The sequence below is a fragment of the Dysosmobacter sp. Phy genome, from assembly GCF_054476235.1.
This window is the reverse complement of the sequence record NZ_CM136997.1, coordinates 2,038,679-2,056,640: the sequence shown is the minus strand read 5'-3', so window position 1 is coordinate 2,056,640 and position 17,962 is coordinate 2,038,679. Positions and strand designations below refer to the sequence as shown.

Below are 17,962 nucleotides of genomic sequence, written 5' to 3'. Positions count from 1 at the left end.
TCTTGTGATGTTACCTTGCGTGGACGCTGTTTTCAAGTCTTTTCTGCATGATCTACCGCGCAGAGGTAGTCAATGACCGTGATCTTGGGTATACGGTACAGCCGTCCCATGCGGACACTCTGGATCTCTCCCCTGCGTAGCAGTCCGTAGACCATCCGTCTGCCAATCCCCAGCATCTCCTGTACTTGGGCCGGGGTCAGGGCATCTGGATAATGCCGGAACATGGCCCGGTAACGGGTCGCCCCTTTTTCTTCTCTGGGCATGGTCTCACCCCCTTGACTTTTATTTGTAATTGATTATAATAATTACTTAAATTACACCGCCTATTATATAGACGGTGAGACGGCCAAAAACGGAACCAGGGAGGTGAGAAACTTGAAGAAGACCATGTGGGACCTGAAGGAAGAGAGATTAGAGCAGCGATTACAGGCGTTAGCCCAGCAGGGAGATTGGGATGGAGTGGTGCAGGCGTTGGATGACTACGACAAAAACAATGACCGCAGGTACGAGGATCACAGGGATGATTTTGATCTATCCTGTTTGAACGGAGGGATTAGTGCGGATGGACACTACCAAATTCCAGAAAATCTGAAACTGTATGAAGAGGATGACTGGCTGGACATCATCTTTTCACAGCAGGCAGAGGATCTGCCTAATCTGGTGGCGGAGTATCCCGTCAGCGGGGCCATGCGGGAACTGACGCCCCAGCAGCAGGAAATTTTGAGGTTGAATATCGTCTTTGGCATCCCAACCAAGGACATCGCCAAACAGATGGGGTGTACCACCCGGAACATCACCAAGCAGCGGCAGAAGGCACTGGAGAAGATCTGCTTTCTGGTCACGGGCCAGCGGAAACCAGAAGATATCTGACCGTACTTATCCCTTAACAAAAAGAAAACGGGGTGCTTGCTTGCACCCCAAAACGAAAGATGATATATTGATTACAAGTATTACAACGGAGGAATAACCATGGAACTGAAAGCCATGTTTCCCAACCTGAATGTCATGTGGACCCGGTGGTCGGACTATGAGATCACGACGTTTGACCATGTGGAGTATCTGGTTCCGGCAGAAAAGGCAACCCCTCTGGCGTATGACTGCGCAGAGCAGGCTGAACAGTTAGTGGCGGACGCTCTGGAACTTGGGCGGCAGCTGCGTATGGGAACACCAGATAAAAACCGCCTATGTGCCGCTTTTGCAGCCCGTCACGGGCTTTTGGGGCTGGCCAGGGTAAATGCTGGAGGGCCCGTGTCGGAGGCGCTGGACAGCCGTCAATACGGAGAGCCTGTGGACGAACTCAACAGAGAATTTCAGAAGTTATACTACCATTTCCTCTACACAAGGGCGGATGTTCCGCCACCTGAGGCACCGGCTGTGATGCTGGATTTGGAGGGCACCTTGCACTATCGGGTGACTGGTGGACTGGTCCCCCAACTAATCTGGGAGGCCCACAGCATGTATGAGGTGCTTAGGCTGTCCTATGCCATGCTGATGACTCAGGAAAAGCCCGCCCTGAAGGTCTGCAAAAACTGCGGAAAGGTGTACTACAACACCCACGCAAAGAGCGAATTCTGCGGAACCAAGTGCCGGAATTACTATAATGTGAGGGTATTCCGGGAAAAAGCGCCAACTTGAGTGCAAAACATATTTGAAGGATGACTCGATTTCCGCTATAATACTCAATATATAAGCATTTTGGAGGAATTCTCATGGCACATATAAGAAGTGAAACAGAAACTGTAATAAAAAAGATATTACCTTATTTGAGCAGACGTGGATATGATATAGAAAAAGATTTTGACTTTGAGACCATGTCCACCCTTACTGATAGCTATTCGAAAGGATTTGTAGATATTCTTGTTACTTTGGGCAAGAAAAACGCTGCATTTCTTATAGAAGCAAAGAGAATTTCTAAAAAGCTTACAAATAAAGATAGAGATCAGGCGATTTCTTATGCCAGAGCAAAAGAAATAAGAGTTCCGTTTGTCATCGTAACTAATGGCGTAGATATTCACTGCTTTAATACCAAAAACAAAAAAAGAATTCTTTGGGATGGGAAACCTATAGACAAGATCCCCAGTAGAGATCAACTTCCCAAAGTATTAAAAGAACTAAAGAAAGATCCTGACGCTACAATTATTCCTATTTCCAACGACAGTAGTTTGCCTTATCGCCCAGGTTTGCCACTCAGACAGTTAAATGCTCTGTTTTATAAAGGGCATAGTACTATTAGAAAAATAGAAAAGAATGAAGAATTTGCTTTCTCTGACTTTTCAAAACTACTATTTTTACGACTTTTGGAAGAAAAAAGTGATTTGGATGAGACATTTGAGCTGCCTTATTCTTATCGCTTTTTTGAATTGGCAGAAGTCCCAGCAAAAAACGCTGATCAAGTTAAAGTGGCAATTCACGCAATGATTGAAAGTATCGTGGAAAATACCCCCTATGGCGAAGTTTTGGAAGATGAGATTCATCTTAAAAATCCAAAGACCTTTTTAAGCCTTGTCAAAGATTTAGCGTCTGTATCATTTTGCGATTGCAGTGTTGACTCAAAAGGAGCCGCTTTTGAATACTATGTTCGTGCTACCTTGAAGGGGAAAAAGCTTGGGCAGTACTTTACCCCCAGAGAGTTAGTACAGGTAATGAATGCGCTTGTTGGCGAAAACAAAATTACTAACGCATTGATGACTGGTGCAGATATAAAAGTTCTTGATCCAGCTTGTGGAACAGGGGGATTTTTGGTTTATCTATTACAAGACTCTTTATCTAAGTTGTATAAAAAATTACAGAGTAGAGAAATTACTCAAGCTACATATAATGTTCTTGTGAAAAAAGTAAAAGAAAATGTCTTTTTTGGCTCGGATGCAAATGAAGGTGTTGCCGCTTCAGCTAAAATGAATATGATAATTGCAGGTGACGGACATACTAACATTAGAAATGAGGACAGTCTATCCTCTCAAGCACAAAATTGGAATACATCTGAACCGGATTGTGATTTGATAATAACCAATCCTCCCTTTGGAACGGCCGAAGGAGATTCTTTGTCAAAGGACGATATGCAACAGTATGCTGTATCATCTACTAAAGGCCAGTATCTTTTTATCCAAAAAATGATCGCATCTACCGTTCCTGGAGGGGAAATCTGTACCGTTATTGATGAAGGTTTACTAAATACAGAGACTGGAGCAGGCTTGCGGAAATATATTTTGCAGCAATGTCGCGTTAAAGCAATTATAAATCTCCCAAGTGAAACTTTTAAGCCCAACAAAATCAATGTCAGATCAAGTGTTTTGTATATGGAAAAACGCGAAAATCCAGATATTGACTTTGACGACCACTACAATATTACATTTTGTAAATTGGATAGTTTGGGATATGTCGGTTCCGGAGATAAAGTGCGCGGATTTGATTCGCAAAAATTATATAGTGAAATGGCTTGCCAAGTAATGGACTCTACAATAGGATCTCCCAGAAGAGGATATAATTGGACAGCTTATGATGTAGATGCTTGCCTTATTGGAAAAAGCACAACTATTCGTTTAGACTATAAGTATTGGGATGTAGATATACGGAAAAGAATAGAATCGCTAATAGAAAAGTCAAATCCCATGATCAAGGATATAAATCAAATAGAAACTATGCGCGGAAAAAGCCCAAGCGCGGATAGCTATGTTGATGAAGATGAAGGATTTGCTGTTGTAATTAAAGCGGGTAGTAATATTAGCCGGTTTGGAAATCTGATACTTGAAGGAGCGGACTGGATTGAGAAGTCTGCATATGATGAATATGTAGACAAAGCTAAGAAGGAGGGAAGTAACCTTAATTTGGTCCAAAAAGGGGATGTTTTGTTGGCTTCTACTGGAGATGGAACCCTTGGCAAAGCATGTGTTTACGACGCAAAATACCCTGCTATTGCAGATGGACATGTGACTATTATTAGAGTAGATTCTAAAAAAATATATCCGTATTATTTGGCAGATTATCTACGCAATGGGTTTGGTGCTCAGCAGATTAACCGTCTTTTTACAGGAGCCACAGGTCTAATAGAGCTTACACCAGAGCAAGTGGATAGCATAGTTATTGAATTGCCAGCAGATATCTCTCAGCAGAAAGCACTTTCAAAGAAAATGCGTACATTTGAGAAGCGTTATAATACAAAAATTGACGAAGCACAAAAATTGTTGGCACAAGCACAGCAGGTAATCAATTAATAAAAATAAATAGTAGATTTATTCTATGAAATATGCTATTGTGTCTTGCTACAAGGAGGCGAGGCACATGAACGAAACTCTGAGATTGCTGTACGACAGATTTTATACCCCTCCGCTTATGGTAGAGTCTGAACAGGAAGTGGAAACCTGCCACCGGCAGCTCATTGAGCGGCTGGACAAGCCGGAGCGGAAACTGGTGCTGCAGATCATCGACGCCCAGAATCTGATGATAGAGCAACGCTCCATGGACAGTTTTATCTGCGGCTTTCGTCTGGCGTGGGAAATGGCAAACGAACTAAATCACTACACGGAAGAGCGCCCGGAGCCGGAGGATGATCTCGGCCCGGACGCTCTTGCTTAATCATCTGATCAGTCCAGTTGCTCCGCCCTCTCCCAGCGGATATAACCGTTGGACTTCTTCCGGTAGGTGCAGTGCCAACGGGAACCGTCAAACACCTCGTCGGCAAAATTGATTAGGGTTTTCGACGGAGAGTAATTCACACCCCAGCTCTGCCACCAGACGGACAGCTTGATCTTGCGGCCGTCATCCGCATCAAAAAAGCATAGGAGCATGGGCTTGCTCCTGTGCCAGCAGCGGAAAGTCAGTGTCCCGGTGAAAGAACCGCCCTCCTCTGGATAGCGGTAGTCATTCATCGGTGCGGCATCTCGGTCCGCTTTGCAGCGGATGATCTGTGCCCGACAGGGATAGTCCTGCTCAAATGTGGATGTGTACTCATTACGCATGTTGATTACCTCCTCAATATCTGAATTGCTGTTCCTGCTCTAACTGCGCCTCATAGCGCTCCTTCAGTTGCTCCCGGAGATCCTGGGGGATGGAGTCAATAAAATCCTGACACTCCTGTAGCTCGTAGATGAGAGACATCTTCTCCTGGTGCTCCTGATGCTGTTCCCACCTGGCCCGCTCTGCATCTCGCCGGTCGCTCAACGCGTTCTGTTTCAAAATCCGAATTTGATCATCGTAGGGTTTCAGTTTTGCTTCAAAGGCGTTGACCTGGGGATACCACTGCTCCAGCAGCTTTAGAATTTTTTCCCTCTGCCGTTTGGCATTCAGCGTCCCGATCTGCTCCAGCTCGGTGCGGATCTGTTTCATTTCGTCGGTGAGCCGGTGGGACTGTTTGTAGAGCCAGGTGGGAATGTGTTTCCGTCTGGTAACGGCGGCGGACTGACCCCGTTCCAGGTCCTGGAACTCAGCCGTCATGTGATCGTGGAACTTGTCCTGCCACTCCACCAGCTTGTCCCGCCCTCCAATCACCTCCTTGGCGGATAGCCGGTTGTCTTTCGTCAGCGGCACAAAGCACAGGTGCATATGTGGGTTGCGCTCATCCATGTGGACCACGGCGGAAAAGATGTTCGCTTCTCCAACCTCTGTCTTGAAAAAGTCCAGCGCCCGTTCAAAGTAGCGGCGCACCTGCTCCGGGGGTAGGTGATCCAGATACTCGGGAGTGGCCGTGACGATGGTGTCGATGAACTTCACACTGTCCTTGCGCACCTTGCATTTGGGATTCTCCCGCTGGGCGCGCTCGATACGGGATTGGATCTCAGCGTAGTACTTGTGCTGTGGCTGGATGAGATGGTAGTTGAGATGGGAGCGGTCGGTGTCCACATCCGGGTTGCTGGCGTATCGCTCCTTTTTCCGTTCGTGGTGTTTCTCAATGGCGGAGGCCGGTCCGCCTTTTCGTTTCTCAAAGCGCATAATGGCGTAAGGCATCACACAAAACTCCTTTCGTTAAAATGATGGGTCTGCGGTGGACGAGGGCTTTTTCACATACCGCCCTGCCATGTGGAACCCGCCGCAGGAAAACTGCTGCTGAACCCAGCAGGCTGGCGTGGCGGCGGTTTCCTCGCCCACGAGAAATGCCCGGCCCCTACAAGGCGGGCCGGGCATTTTCGCGTGCGGTTGTCAGGGCGGTATAACGCACTATACCTTGCCGCCCCGTGGGGGCTGCAAGGCGTGCGCCCGGGGACACCCCGGGACCCCGTTTTGCGGCTTCGGCTGCGCTGGAAACGGGCCTTGACTGGCCCGCAAGCATGCGCCCCTTTGCCGCCGTTTTTGCCGCCTCTCACTGGGGGGTAGGGGTGTACCCCTCCTGGGCGGCAAAAACGCGCCTGCGGGCGGACGAGGGACGAAGGACGGGGGTTATTGCAGAGACGAAAACAGCGCCTGCGATTCCTCGCAGACGCTGTCATACACGGGATGCTATTTGTTGTGAGTACATGTAAGAGTGTCTGAGTACTCCCGTCAGGTATCCAAAAGAAAGTCTGTCAGTCTAATGATCTTGATACCGTCTTCCGTTATGGGGTGATTGCAGTTTCCAGCAATCACAATCTTCTCGTAGTTGTCCCGGATCATTCGCAGAGGAGCCAATTCCCGCTCGCGGGTGGTTGGCTCATTCATGGACTCGGTCACTTGGATATACCGTTTCTGTTCCGTATTGGCAGCGATAAAATCTACTTCCTTGTTGTCCACCTTGCCGATGGACACATCGTATCCCCGGCGGAGCAATTCAAAGTAAACGATGTTCTCGATGATGTGTCCGGTATCCATGTCCCGGAAACCCAACAGATAGTTGCGCAGACCGATGTCCACAATATAATATTTGCCCAGGGTGCGTAGATACTCCTTACCCTTGATATCGAAGCGCTTGATCTCGTAAAAGATATAAGACTCCAGCAGTGCGCCTACATAGGCCTGAATGGTGTGAACAGAGGGATTTCCCTTACGGCTTTGGTCCAGCAGCTTTTCGTTTACGAGGGTATTACTGATGGATGTGATGGAGGTGCTGTTGCCAATATTGTCGGCCAGGAACATGATGATCTTCCGCAGCAAATCTGGATCTGTGATCTGCCGTTGACCACGGCGGCGTTCCCGTTCCAGAATATCCCGCACCACCACCGTGGAATAGATCCCGTCCAGCAGGGCCAGCGCTTTATCGGTATCCAGCCCCACATCTGCGATGCCCGGCATCCCGCCAAAGCGCAGATAAGCATCCAGCAGTTCTTGCGGCTCATAACTTTCACCATCGGTATCATAGATCCGCTTCCGCATTCCTCCGGTGGGGCTTTTGCTCTCCCTAACTACATAGCCATGAAAGTCCAGAAACTCCCGGAAAGAGAGAGGAAGTACCTTGATTTCCACGCTTCGTCCAGCCAGGTAGGTGGCATACTCGGAGGACAGAAGATACGCATTGGAGCCGGTCACATAGATGTCGCAGTCAAAATCCACCCGGAAGGAATTTACCGCATCCTGCCACTGGTCGATGCGCTGGATCTCGTCAAAAAACAGGTAGGCACGCTTTTTCTCCGGCAGCCGCTCCTTCACATACCGGTACAGTTCCTCTGCGGTCATTCGGCGGAAGTCCATGGATTCAAAATTCATCTCGATGATCTGATCATCGCTCACCCCGTTCTGACGCAGATGAAGGACCATAAGTTTCATCAAACTGGATTTTCCACAGCGCCGGATGCCTGTGATGATCTTGACCGGCTCGGTATCCTGAAACGCGATCAGTCGATTCAAATAAAGATCACGGCGGCGCAGTTCACTTCCGCTTTTCAGCATCGTATCACCTCTGGTTGGAGTGTAGCATAAAGAAAGTGAAAAATCAAGTTTGTGCTATCAATAGCACAAACTTTCTCAAAAATTGATATTTTTGCTCTGATTTCGACACTCCCAGAAATGGGCTCCATACAGAGTCAACACGGTTTGCGCTCACAAAACGCTAACAGAATGCTCACACTTTTCCGGAAAATCTGCTTTGACAGGAAAAATCCCCAAAGCCTTGTGCCAACAGCGAAAACTCCGGAAACCCCAGTAAAATCAAGGGTTTCCGGAGTTCTGAAAGACGCAGAGAAGCGCTCAAAATGCTCCAAAAGACACCCGCTTCCAAGGACTCGAAATGCGGTAGGCGTGTAACAGCGCGCGAGAGTTCGAATCTCTCCATCTCCGCCACGTCGGAGCAAGCAAAAATGCTTGCTCCGACGCTTTTTTCACAAAACGACACCGGCATCCGCTTTGCAGCAGCTTTTCTGTATATCGGCCTCGTCTGCGCGCATTTACATTCTTTCGAAAATACAGTATACTGTAACATACAGCCGTTCTCTCTGACCGGCTCTCACTTCCGCGACGGAGAAAGAGGGATCCAATGTCCGCTACCAGAAAAATCTATTTTGCCAGGCTGGCAGGCCGCTGTCTGGTCCTTGTCCTGTGCCTCCTGCTGTGGGCATACCGACGGGACGCTTTCACGGTGCTGGACGGGCTGAACTTCTTCAAAACCCTCTCTCCCCTGCATCTTCTGTGGATCATATGGGTGGGGGATATGTTTCTCCAGATCGTCCCCGTCAGAAACAAGGTTCCCATCGGTTCCCAGAAGCTCTTTGCCAACCACTTCCGGCCCATTCGGGAAAAAATCAATTACAGAGCTCTGCGCAGCTATATCGTATCCACCACCAAGGCCGCCTACAAGGTATTTCTCCTCTGGTGCGTGCTGATCGCCGCCATTGGGGTCCTGTACAGCCTCGGGGTGATCGATCAGATCGGCCTGTTCATGATCTCCGTGCTGTTTTACGTCTGCGACCTGATCTGCGTGCTGATCTGGTGCCCCTTCCGGCTGATCATGAAAAACCGCTGCTGCACCACCTGCCGGATCTTCAACTGGGATCACCTGATGATGTTCTCCCCTCTGATTTTTATGCGCGGCTTCTACGCCCGCTCGCTGGTTCTCATGGCCGCGGCGGCGTGGCTGGTGTGGGAGCTGTGCGTGATGATGTACCCGGAGCGATTCTGGGAATATTCCAACGCGGCGCTGCAGTGCTGCGAGTGCACCGACAAGCTCTGCACCCAGTATTGCCACAAGCTGCGGCGGTAATAAAAGGGCACCCCGGGTCTTGCGGGGCGCATCCTGCAAATAAGCAGCGCCTCCGGGAGCAAGAAGCTCCCGGAGGCGCTTTGTTTCATTCCCTTACAGCTCCCCCGCTGCCAGGGCGGTACGGAGGCTCTCCACTACATCCCGGCATTGGACACCATAACGGGTCCGCAGAGCCTCCGGCGCATTCTCCATAATGACGGGGCATCCCACCAGATCCAGCATGGATACGTCGTTGAAGTTGTCCCCGAAGGCCATGACCTGCCGGGGCGTGATGCCCAGCTCCCCGCACAGCAGCTCCACTCCGGCGCCCTTGGAAGCGGTCGAAAAGTCGATCCAGTGTTCCCCGGCCACGGTCACGTTGACCCGCTCCGCCCAGCGGGCGGAAAGCGCCGCATAGGGCGCCTGCGTATCCGGCTGGCAGAACGCGGAGATCTGGACGATCTCGTCCTCGATCTGCCCGGCGCTCTCCACGGATATAATCCGGCTGCCAAGATACGGCCGTATTTTCTCCAGAGAGGCCGGATCCCTCAGCAGCAGGTAGCTGGTATTCAAGCCGGAAAACAGGATCTCACACTCCGGCCGGTCCTGAATATCCGCAGCCAGCGCCCTGATCAGCTCCCGGGTGAGGACGATCTTTTTCAGCGGCCGGTCCGGCGCGCCCTTTCCAAACACCAGGGCTCCGTTTTCACAGACGTAATAGATCCGCCCGGCAGAGGGGCCGAACAGCGCATGGAGGTTGGAAAACTGGCGGCCGCTGGCCACACAGAAGGCCACGCCCCGCTCCTCCAGCTGCCGGATCAGGGGATGGATGGCCGGGGGCAGGGTCTCCTGCCCCGCTTGCAGCAGCGTCCCGTCAATATCACAGGCGATCAGTCGAATCATGGCAATCCCCCATCAGCCGCGCCGGAGCGGCGTGCTTACGCCTTGGCCAGCTTGCTCTCCAGCTCCGCCCGGCGGTCCTCGTAGCCCGGCTTGCCCAGCAGGGCGAACATATTCTTCTTATAGGCCTCCACACCGGGCTGGTCGAAGGGGTTCACGTCCAGCAGGTAGCCGGAGAGGCCGCAGGCGTACTCAAAGAAATAGATCAGCTGGCCCAGATCCCGGGCGGACTTGCCGGCGGTCTCCACGATCATGTTGGGCACGCCGCCCTCGGTGTGGGCCAGGAGGGTACCGTCCATGGCCCGCTCCCGGATAAAGTCCATGGACTTGCCGGCCAGGAAGTTCAGACCGTCGCCGTTGCTCTCCTCGAAGGGCACCTCCAGCAGGGCGTCGGACGCGCCCAGGCGGACCATGGTCTCAAAGAGGATGCGGCGGCCGTCCTGGATGTACTGGCCCATGGAGTGGAGGTCGGCTGTGAACTCCACGCTGGCGGGGAACAGGCCCTTGTGGTCCTTGCCCTCGCTCTCGCCGTAGAGCTGCTTCCACCACTCGGTCATGAAGCGGAAGGCGGGGTCGTAGCAGCCCAAAATCTCCACCGGATAGCCGGCCTCGTACAGAGCGTAACGGGTGGCGGCGTACAGCCAGGCCGGGCAGTCCAGGGAGTCGGCGCTGTCGCAGGCCTTCATCATGTCGGCGGCGCCGCCCATGAGCTCGTCGATGTCGATGCCGGTGACGGCGATGGGCAGCAGTCCCACGGCGGTCAGGACGCTGTACCGTCCGCCCACATTGTCAGGCACCACGAAGGTCTCCCACCCCTCGGCGTCGGCCAGGGACTTCAGGGCGCCCCGGGCTTTGTCGGTGGTGGCGAAGATCCGCTCCCGGGCGCCCTCGCGGCCGTACTTGTCCTCCAACAGCTTGCGGAAGAACCGGAAGGCCACGGCGGGCTCCGTGGTGGTGCCGGATTTGGAGATGACGTTGACGGAGAAGTCGTCGTCCCCCAGCAGCTCGATGACCTCCTGCATGGAGTCGGCGCTGAGGCCGTTGCCCAGGAAGTAGATGTTGGGGGTGTCCTTCTTCTTCAGGTTGTAGTTGGGAGAGCGCAGGCACTCCACCACGCCCCGGGCGCCCAGATAGGACCCGCCGATGCCGATGACCACCAGGGCCTTGGAGTTGCTCTGGATCTTGGCGGCAGCGGCCTTAATGCGGGCGAACTCCTCCTTGTCGTAGTCCCGGGGCAAATGGACCCAGCCGATGAAATCATTGCCCTTGCCGGTGCCCTGCTGCAGCTTCTGCTGGGCGTCATTCAGACGGGGCAGCAGTTTCTGGGCATAATCAGCAGGCAGAAAGTTCTCCATTTGAAAGGTTTTTACAGTCAGCATGTACGTTTCCTCCCTAAAATATGGTTCAACCGCCTCCGGTCATGCCGGAGGTCCCGGACCGTTCCATCTTTGTTCCATCATAGCACGCCGGCGGTTTTACCGTCAACACAGGATGAACGGAGCGCAGGAAAAAAAGTTCCTGTTTTAAGAAAAACGGCTCTTCCTCTGTCGGAACGACAAAAAAGGCTCCGCCGCGCGGCGGAGCCTTTTTTTCTTGATTCGCTGTATCGGACGCCCATATCACGCCTTGGCGGCCACGGCCAGGGCCCGGTACACGTCCAGGATGCGGGTGAAGAGGGGGTGATCCGGCTGGATGCCGGTGTAGGCCGTCAGAGCCGCCTCCACGCCCTCCTCCCGGATCTTCTTCTGCACCTCCACGCTCTGGGCATCGTCGGCGCAGTCATAGCGCAGGGCTGCGGCGGCGCCGAAAATCAGGTGATCCACCGGCAGGCCATAGGAGTAGGCGGTCATCAGGGGCTTGATGAGCCGGTCGGCGGGATCCAGCTTGCGGATGGGCTCCCGGCCCACCCGGATGGTCTCGTCCTCCAGATAGGGGTTCTGATAGCGGCGGAAGATCCGGTCGATATAGGCATGGTGGGCATCGGCGTCGAAGTGGAACTCCCGGATCAATCCCTCGCCGCTCTCCCAGATGGCCTTGTAGACGATGTCGCCGATGGCGGGGTCGTTGATGCTGTCGCGAATGGTGGTGTAGCCCTTGAGGCTGCCGAGGTACGCGCAGATGGCGTGGCCGCTGTTGAGGGTGAAGAGCTTGCGCTCCAGGTAGGCCAGCAGATCGTCCACATAGGTCAGGCCCGGGACATCCGCCAGCTCGCCCTTCCAGGCAGAGCGCTCCACGTCCCACTCGGAGTAGCTCTCCACGGCGGCGTCGATGGGGCTTTCAAAGGAGGGCTTGGGGCAGATGCGGTCCACGGCGCAGTCGGCAAAGCCCACGTACTGTTCGATGAAGTCCAGATCCTCCTGGCCCAGATGGGTGACCACCTCGTTCTTCAGCCGGGTGGTGGTCCGCAGGCCGTTCTCGCAGCAGATGATGTTCATGGGGCTGGTATTGCCGGCGGCTCTACGGGCCCGGAGGCCGGCGGCGATGGTCTTGGCGATGATGGGCAGCACCCGGGGGCCCACGGCGGTGGTGATCAGGTCGCACTGAGCGATGCGGTCCAGAAACTCCGGGCTGTTGGAGAGGACGCCGTCAATGTTCCGAATGACGATCTCCGCGCATTCCCGGTCCTGCACATGGACGGTGTAGCACTTCTTGGTATTGATCTCCGAGATGATGGACTCCACCACGTCGGCGAAGGTCACGTGCCAGCCGGCCTGCTCCAGCAGCGCGCCCATGAAGCCCCGTCCGATGTTGCCCGCGCCGATTTGAATTGCCTGTTTCATCTGAAAGCACTCCATTCTCAAATAAAGTATTTTGATTGTGCCGCGCACAAATGGTTCACCAGGGAAAATCTGCCCGCTCAGAGGAAAAAATCAGGTCTCAATCGTATTTTACTGGCTAGTTTCGTGATTATTCACAAAAACAGGCCACACTTTTTATATACTTAATTTGATTGAAAATGATTGATTTTGACTGATTTTTATGATACCTTAAAATCCAGAAGATGTCAATGGATTTTCGTCACAAAGGAGGGTAAAATTCATGCTGGCGGAACAGCGGGCCGATATCATTCTGCATGAGCTGTCTGCGCTGCGGACGGTCAGTGTCTCCTACCTGTGTCAACTGACCGGCGCGTCGGAGGCCACCATCCGCCGGGATCTCAACACTCTGGCCAATTTGGGTAAGCTCAGCAAGGTCCGGGGCGGCGCCACTCTGGCCGAGACCGAGGAGGTCTTTGGGAAAATGCCGGAGTCCAGCCGTCTGCATCTGGCGGAAAAGGACCGGATCGCCCGGTACGCCGCCAGTCTCATCACCAACGACGATGTCGTCTATCTGGATGCAGGCAGCACGGTGATGCAGATGGTGGAATACCTTCAAAACTCCAGGGCGCTGTTCATGACCAACAGCATCGAGGCAGCCTGCCGGCTCACCTGGTACAATCTCCAGACCCGGGTGCTGGGCGGCACCTTGAACCCCGGCGCCGTGAACCTGGTGGGAGCCGAGGCCCTGGCCTCCCTGGGGCGCTACAACTTTACCAAGGGCTTTCTGGGTATCGACGGCATCACCGTCAAGCAGGGTTATACCGCCGCCGACCCGGAGGTGGCCGCGGTCAAGACCCTGGCGGCCTCCCGGTCCCAGCAGGTCTATGTGCTGGCGGACTCCAGCAAGTTCGGCCAGGTGGCGGCGGTGGCCGTGGCGCCGCTGAACACCGCCCGCATCGTTACCAACCATCTCAGCGACCCGGCCTTCCGGGACTATACGGCGGTCATTGAGGTCTGACCGCCTCTTTCCCGCGCCTGCGCCGGGGTATCCGCAAACGGATCGTGATCCCAGGCGCGGCATTGCCGCGCCAATCAATAAGCATCCAAAAACAAGGAAAAGAGAGGAAGTATCATCATGGTATCTGCAAAGGTGAAGGTCATCAATCCCCAGGGCATGCACATGCGTCCCGCTCAGGTGTTCGTGGCAGAGATGGCCAAGTACAACAGCGACGTGACCATCGTGTTCGGCGGTAAGAACGTCAACGCCAAGAGCATCATGCACCTGATGGCCGCCTGCATCAAGCAGGGCAGCGAGCTGGAGATCCGCTGCGAGGGCGAGCAGGAGGCCGAAGCCCTGAAGGCCGCCGTGGCCCTGGTGGAAGCGGGCCTGGGCGATCTGTAAGCTGTCTTGGCACGGACAATCATTGTAATAGGGAGGGACGCAAGATGATCCTGCGGGGAATCGCCGCCTCGGACGGTATCGGCCTTGGCCGGGCGGTGTGTGTACGGGAAGAAAATCTGGACTACTCGGACGTGGCATACTCCGGCAAGGAATCAGAAAAGGCCCGCCTCCAGGCGGCCATCGAGGAATTTGAGCAGCGCACCTCCGCCATGGCGGAGCATATCCGTCAGCAGGTGGGAGACAAGGAATCCGAGATCCTCACCGGGCAGATCGCCATGCTGGCGGATCCCTTCATGCGTTCCCAGATGCAGGACGCCATTGACGGCGGCGCCTGCGCCGAGGCGGCGGTGGACAACGTGTGCACCATGTACGCCGACATGTTCGCCGCTGTGGAGGACGAGATGATGCGCCAGCGGGCCACGGACGTCAAGGACATCCGCAGCCGCCTGCTGGGCATCCTGCTGGGAGCTGCCAGCGTGGATCTTTCCAACCTGCCCGCCGGCACCGTACTGGTGACCCGGGAGCTGACCCCCTCCATGACCGTGGGGCTTCAGAAGAAGAATGTTGCGGCCATCATCACCGCCACCGGCGGCAAAACCAGCCACTCCGCCATTTTGGCCCGGGCGCTCCAGGTGCCCGCGGTCCTCAGCGTGACCAAGGTGCTGGAGGTGGTCCAGGATGGGGACGGCCTCATTGTGGACGGCGGCGAGGGCATCGCCATCCTCAACCCCGATGAGCGCACCCGCAGCGAATATCTGACCCGGCAGAAGGACTATCAGGCCCGGATCGCCTCTTTGAAGGTCTATCAGAACCGCCCCACTGTGGACGCCGACGGCAAGCGCTACCAGCTCTTTGCCAACATCGGCTCCGCCGCCGAGGCGGAGGTGGCCGCGCAGTCCGGCGCCGAGGGCATCGGCCTGTTCCGGACGGAGTTTTTGTTCATGGACCGCACCAGCCTCCCCGACGAGATGGTGCAGTATGAGGCCTACCGGGCCGTGTCCCAGACCATGGCCGGGAAAGAGGTCATTATCCGCACCCTGGACGTGGGCGGAGACAAGGCCATCGAGTACCTGGGCATGGAAAAAGAGGAGAACCCCTTCCTGGGCCACCGGGCCATCCGCTACTGCCTGGACCGGCCGGACCTGTACAAGGTCCAGCTGCGGGCGCTGCTGCGGGCCGGCGCCGAGGAGCACAACATCAAGATCATGCTGCCCCTGGTCACCTCCGCGGACGAGGTCCGCGCCGCCCGGGAGCTGCTGGAGCAGTGCAAGCAGGAGCTGTCCGAGGCCGGGCTGCCCTATGACAAGGACATCGCCCTGGGCGTCATGATCGAGACCCCCGCCGCCGCCCTGACCGCGGACCTGCTGGCCCGGGAGAGCGATTTCTTCTCCATCGGCACCAACGACCTGACCCAGTACACCATGGCCGTGGACCGGGGCAACGCCCAGGTGGCGTCTTTGTACACTCCCTTCCAGCCGGCGGTGCTGCGGTCCATCCGCAGCGTCATCACCGCCGCCAAGGAGGCGGGCATCCCCGTGGGCATGTGCGGCGAGGCCGCCGCGGACCCGGGGCTGATCCCGCTGCTGATGGCCTGGGGGCTGGACGAGTTCTCCGTCAGCACCTCCTCCGTGCTGGCCACCCGGGCCAGCATCCACCGCTGGCGGGAGGACGAAGTCAAGCGCATCGCCCAGGAGGCCCTGGGCCTGTCCACCGCCTCCGGCGTGGAGGGTTACTTAAAGAAGGTCTCCGCTCCGGAGAAATGACCCCGGAGCGCTGTCCTGCGCGAATCCCATTTTATAAAATCTGTGTGTGAAAAGAGTAAGGAGACTCCGCCATGAAAGAACGAGTACAAAAGTTTGGTCGGTTCCTCAGCGGCATGGTCATGCCCAACATCGGCGCCTTCATCGCCTGGGGCTTCATCGCCGCTCTGTTTATCGCCGACGGCTGGTTCCCCAACGAGGCCATCGCCACCATGGTCAGCCCCATGCTCAACTACCTGCTGCCTTTGCTGATCGGCTACACCGGCGGTAAGATGGTGGGCGGCCAGCGGGGCGCCGTGGCCGGTGCCATCGCCACCCTGGGCGTCATCGTGGGCGCCGACATCACCATGTTCATCGGCGCCATGATCGCCGGTCCTCTGGGCGGATTGCTGATCAAGTGGTTCGACAAGGCCATGGAAAACCACATCCCCGCCGGCTTTGAAATGCTCATCAACAACTTCTCCGTCGGCATCCTGGGCGGCGCCCTGTCCATCGTGTGCATGTTCCTGATCGGCCCCGCCTGCACCTTCCTGACCAACGCCCTGGGCGCCGGTGTGGAGGCCCTGGTGGACCACGGCCTGCTGCCCCTGACCGCCATCCTGGTGGAGCCCGCCAAGGTCCTGTTCCTGAACAACGCCATCAACCACGGTGTGTTCACCCCCATCGGCACGGAGCAGGCCATGGAGGCCGGCAAGTCCATCCTGTTCATGATCGAGTCCAACCCCGGCCCCGGCCTGGGCCTGCTGCTGGCCTACTGCGTGGCCGGTAAGGGCAACGCCCGCTCCTCCGCCGCCGGCGCCGCCCTGATCCAGTTCGTGGGCGGCATCCACGAGATCTACTTCCCCTACGTCCTCATGAACCCCATCCTGATCATCGCCCCCATGGTGGGCAACATCTGCGGCATCCTGACCCTGTCCGTCCTGGGCGGCGGTCTGAAGGCAGCTGCCTCCCCCGGCAGCATCATCGCCGAGATGCTGATGACGCCCAAGGGCTCCTACTTCGCCAACATCGCCGGCATCACCGTGGCCGCCGTGGTCAGCTTTGTACTGGCGGTGATCCTGCTGAAGATGTTCGGCAAGGACGGCGACCTGGAGGCCGCTCAGCAGCAGGTGGCTGCCAGCAAGGCCGCCTCCAAGGGCCAGGCCATCCCCGCCGCCGGCGGCACCAAGGTCTCCGCCTCCGACGTGCGGAAGATCGTCTTTGCCTGCGACGCCGGCATGGGCTCCTCCGCCATGGGCGCCACCATGCTGCGCAATAAGCTGAAGGATGCCGGCGTCACCGGCATCGAGGTCATCCACTCCCCCGTCTCCGAGATCCCCGGGGACTGCCAGATCGTCGTGACCCACCACGAGCTGGCCGCCCGGGCCGCCTCCAGCAACCCCAGCGCTGAGATCATTCCCATTCAGAACTTCATGGGCGCACCGGAGTATGACACCCTGGTGGCCCGCCTGGCCGCCGGCGCCGAGGCCCCCAAGGCCGCGCCCGCCGCGGAGCCTGCCCCCGCCGCAGAGGCCGCCGAGACCGGCAGCGAGCTGCTGGAGCGGAAGAATATCCTGCTGAACTGCAAGCCCGTCACGCCTGAGGAGGCCATCCGCCGCTGCGGCGAGCTGATGGTGGAGAGCGGCTATGTGGAAGAGGCGTACATCCAGGGCATGCTGGACCGGGAGGCCAGCTTCTCCGTGGCCATCGGCAACCACGTGGCCATCCCCCACGGCACCAATGACGTCAAGCCTCTCATCAAGCGCAGCGGCATGGTGGTCATGACCTATCCCGAGGGCATCTCCTGGAACGGCGACACCGTGAAGCTGGTGGTGGGCATCGCCTCCAAGGGCGACGAGCACCTGGAGATCCTGGGCCGCATCGTGGCCATCGCCGCCAGTGACGCCGACACCGACGCCCTGGTAGCCGGTGCCGACGCCGAGGACCTGTTCAAGAAGCTCAACGGCCTGGAATAACCCTCCTGACGCGGACAGCCGCTGCCGTCCATCCCCCATACACAGTTTTTTCCCGCCCCCCGATAGCCGGGGGGCGGGATCTTTTATTCCTCTTTTTGGAAAGCGCTTTC

At 55.9% G+C, this 17,962-nt stretch carries 17 protein-coding genes; 9 read left to right on the top strand and 8 right to left on the bottom strand.

The genetic code is table 11. From position 1 onward, the window contains the following. Positions 1-32: 32 nt before the first annotated feature. On the bottom strand, positions 33-263 hold the full coding sequence (locus ACVDHE_RS10015; protein ID WP_458884485.1) for a helix-turn-helix domain-containing protein: 231 nt from the start codon (positions 261-263) through the stop codon (positions 33-35). A gap of 112 nt (positions 264-375) precedes the next feature. On the opposite strand from ACVDHE_RS10015, the gene ACVDHE_RS10010 reads away from it, so the two are divergent. The 4 genes from ACVDHE_RS10010 (at position 376) to ACVDHE_RS09995 (ending at position 4,572) form a co-directional block, all read left to right on the top strand. After that, positions 376-870, top strand: coding sequence for a sigma factor-like helix-turn-helix DNA-binding protein (locus ACVDHE_RS10010; protein ID WP_458884484.1), 495 nt, complete (start codon positions 376-378; stop codon positions 868-870). A 99-nt stretch (positions 871-969) separates the two neighbouring features. Continuing rightward, entirely contained in the window at positions 970-1,635 is a 666-nt protein-coding gene (locus ACVDHE_RS10005; RefSeq protein WP_458884483.1) for a hypothetical protein, read from the top strand. 74 nt (positions 1,636-1,709) lie between these two features. Beyond that, positions 1,710-4,211, top strand: coding sequence for an N-6 DNA methylase (locus tag ACVDHE_RS10000; RefSeq protein WP_458884482.1), 2,502 nt, complete (start codon positions 1,710-1,712; stop codon positions 4,209-4,211). A 67-nt stretch (positions 4,212-4,278) separates the two neighbouring features. Continuing rightward, positions 4,279-4,572 carry a DUF6809 family protein gene (locus ACVDHE_RS09995; protein ID WP_458884481.1) on the top strand — a complete coding sequence of 98 codons (294 nt, stop codon included), beginning with the start codon at positions 4,279-4,281 and terminating at the stop codon, positions 4,570-4,572. An 8-nt stretch (positions 4,573-4,580) separates the two neighbouring features. Here the strand turns inward: ACVDHE_RS09995 and ACVDHE_RS09990 are convergent, their stop codons facing one another. The 4 genes from ACVDHE_RS09990 to ACVDHE_RS09975 all read right to left on the bottom strand — a co-directional run bounded on the left by ACVDHE_RS09990 (position 4,581) and on the right by ACVDHE_RS09975 (position 8,173). Next, positions 4,581-4,955 carry a hypothetical protein gene (locus ACVDHE_RS09990; RefSeq protein ID WP_458884480.1) on the bottom strand — a complete coding sequence of 125 codons (375 nt, stop codon included), beginning with the start codon at positions 4,953-4,955 and terminating at the stop codon, positions 4,581-4,583. Between the two features lie 13 nt (positions 4,956-4,968). Further along, positions 4,969-5,940 carry a MobV family relaxase gene (gene mobV, locus ACVDHE_RS09985; RefSeq protein ID WP_458884479.1) on the bottom strand — a complete coding sequence of 324 codons (972 nt, stop codon included), beginning with the start codon at positions 5,938-5,940 and terminating at the stop codon, positions 4,969-4,971. A gap of 531 nt (positions 5,941-6,471) precedes the next feature. Next, the gene (locus ACVDHE_RS09980) at positions 6,472-7,749 is read right to left on the bottom strand and encodes an ATP-binding protein (RefSeq protein WP_458884478.1); all 1,278 of its coding nucleotides are present in this window, start codon (positions 7,747-7,749) and stop codon (positions 6,472-6,474) included. 214 nt (positions 7,750-7,963) lie between these two features. After that, on the bottom strand, positions 7,964-8,173 hold the full coding sequence (locus tag ACVDHE_RS09975; RefSeq protein ID WP_458884477.1) for a hypothetical protein: 210 nt from the start codon (positions 8,171-8,173) through the stop codon (positions 7,964-7,966). A gap of 201 nt (positions 8,174-8,374) precedes the next feature. Here ACVDHE_RS09975 and ACVDHE_RS09970 point away from each other — a divergent pair, with 201 nt between their 5' ends. Continuing rightward, a complete protein-coding gene (locus tag ACVDHE_RS09970) occupies positions 8,375-9,097 on the top strand; it encodes a hypothetical protein (RefSeq protein ID WP_458884476.1) in 723 nt (240 codons plus the stop codon). Between the two features lie 93 nt (positions 9,098-9,190). Here the strand turns inward: ACVDHE_RS09970 and ACVDHE_RS09965 are convergent, their stop codons facing one another. The 3 genes from ACVDHE_RS09965 to ACVDHE_RS09955 all read right to left on the bottom strand — a co-directional run bounded on the left by ACVDHE_RS09965 (position 9,191) and on the right by ACVDHE_RS09955 (position 12,756). Then, positions 9,191-9,979, bottom strand: a complete 789-nt coding sequence (locus ACVDHE_RS09965; protein WP_418725644.1) for an HAD family hydrolase — start codon at positions 9,977-9,979, stop codon at positions 9,191-9,193. A 35-nt stretch (positions 9,980-10,014) separates the two neighbouring features. Then, on the bottom strand, positions 10,015-11,355 hold the full coding sequence (locus ACVDHE_RS09960) for a glucose-6-phosphate isomerase (RefSeq protein ID WP_213037928.1): 1,341 nt from the start codon (positions 11,353-11,355) through the stop codon (positions 10,015-10,017). A gap of 240 nt (positions 11,356-11,595) precedes the next feature. Beyond that, entirely contained in the window at positions 11,596-12,756 is a 1,161-nt protein-coding gene (locus tag ACVDHE_RS09955; RefSeq protein WP_458884475.1) for a mannitol-1-phosphate 5-dehydrogenase, read from the bottom strand. A gap of 259 nt (positions 12,757-13,015) precedes the next feature. On the opposite strand from ACVDHE_RS09955, the gene ACVDHE_RS09950 reads away from it, so the two are divergent. The 4 genes from ACVDHE_RS09950 (at position 13,016) to ACVDHE_RS09935 (ending at position 17,852) form a co-directional block, all read left to right on the top strand. Next, positions 13,016-13,753 carry a DeoR/GlpR family DNA-binding transcription regulator gene (locus ACVDHE_RS09950; protein WP_213037926.1) on the top strand — a complete coding sequence of 246 codons (738 nt, stop codon included), beginning with the start codon at positions 13,016-13,018 and terminating at the stop codon, positions 13,751-13,753. A gap of 117 nt (positions 13,754-13,870) precedes the next feature. Then, a complete protein-coding gene (locus ACVDHE_RS09945) occupies positions 13,871-14,137 on the top strand; it encodes an HPr family phosphocarrier protein (protein WP_213037925.1) in 267 nt (88 codons plus the stop codon). Positions 14,138-14,181: 44 nt separating this feature from the next. Then, the gene (gene ptsP / locus ACVDHE_RS09940) at positions 14,182-15,900 is read left to right on the top strand and encodes a phosphoenolpyruvate--protein phosphotransferase (RefSeq protein WP_458884473.1); all 1,719 of its coding nucleotides are present in this window, start codon (positions 14,182-14,184) and stop codon (positions 15,898-15,900) included. Positions 15,901-15,971: 71 nt separating this feature from the next. Beyond that, a complete protein-coding gene (locus ACVDHE_RS09935; protein WP_213037923.1) occupies positions 15,972-17,852 on the top strand; it encodes a PTS mannitol transporter subunit IICBA in 1,881 nt (626 codons plus the stop codon). Positions 17,853-17,962: the final 110 nt, after the last annotated feature.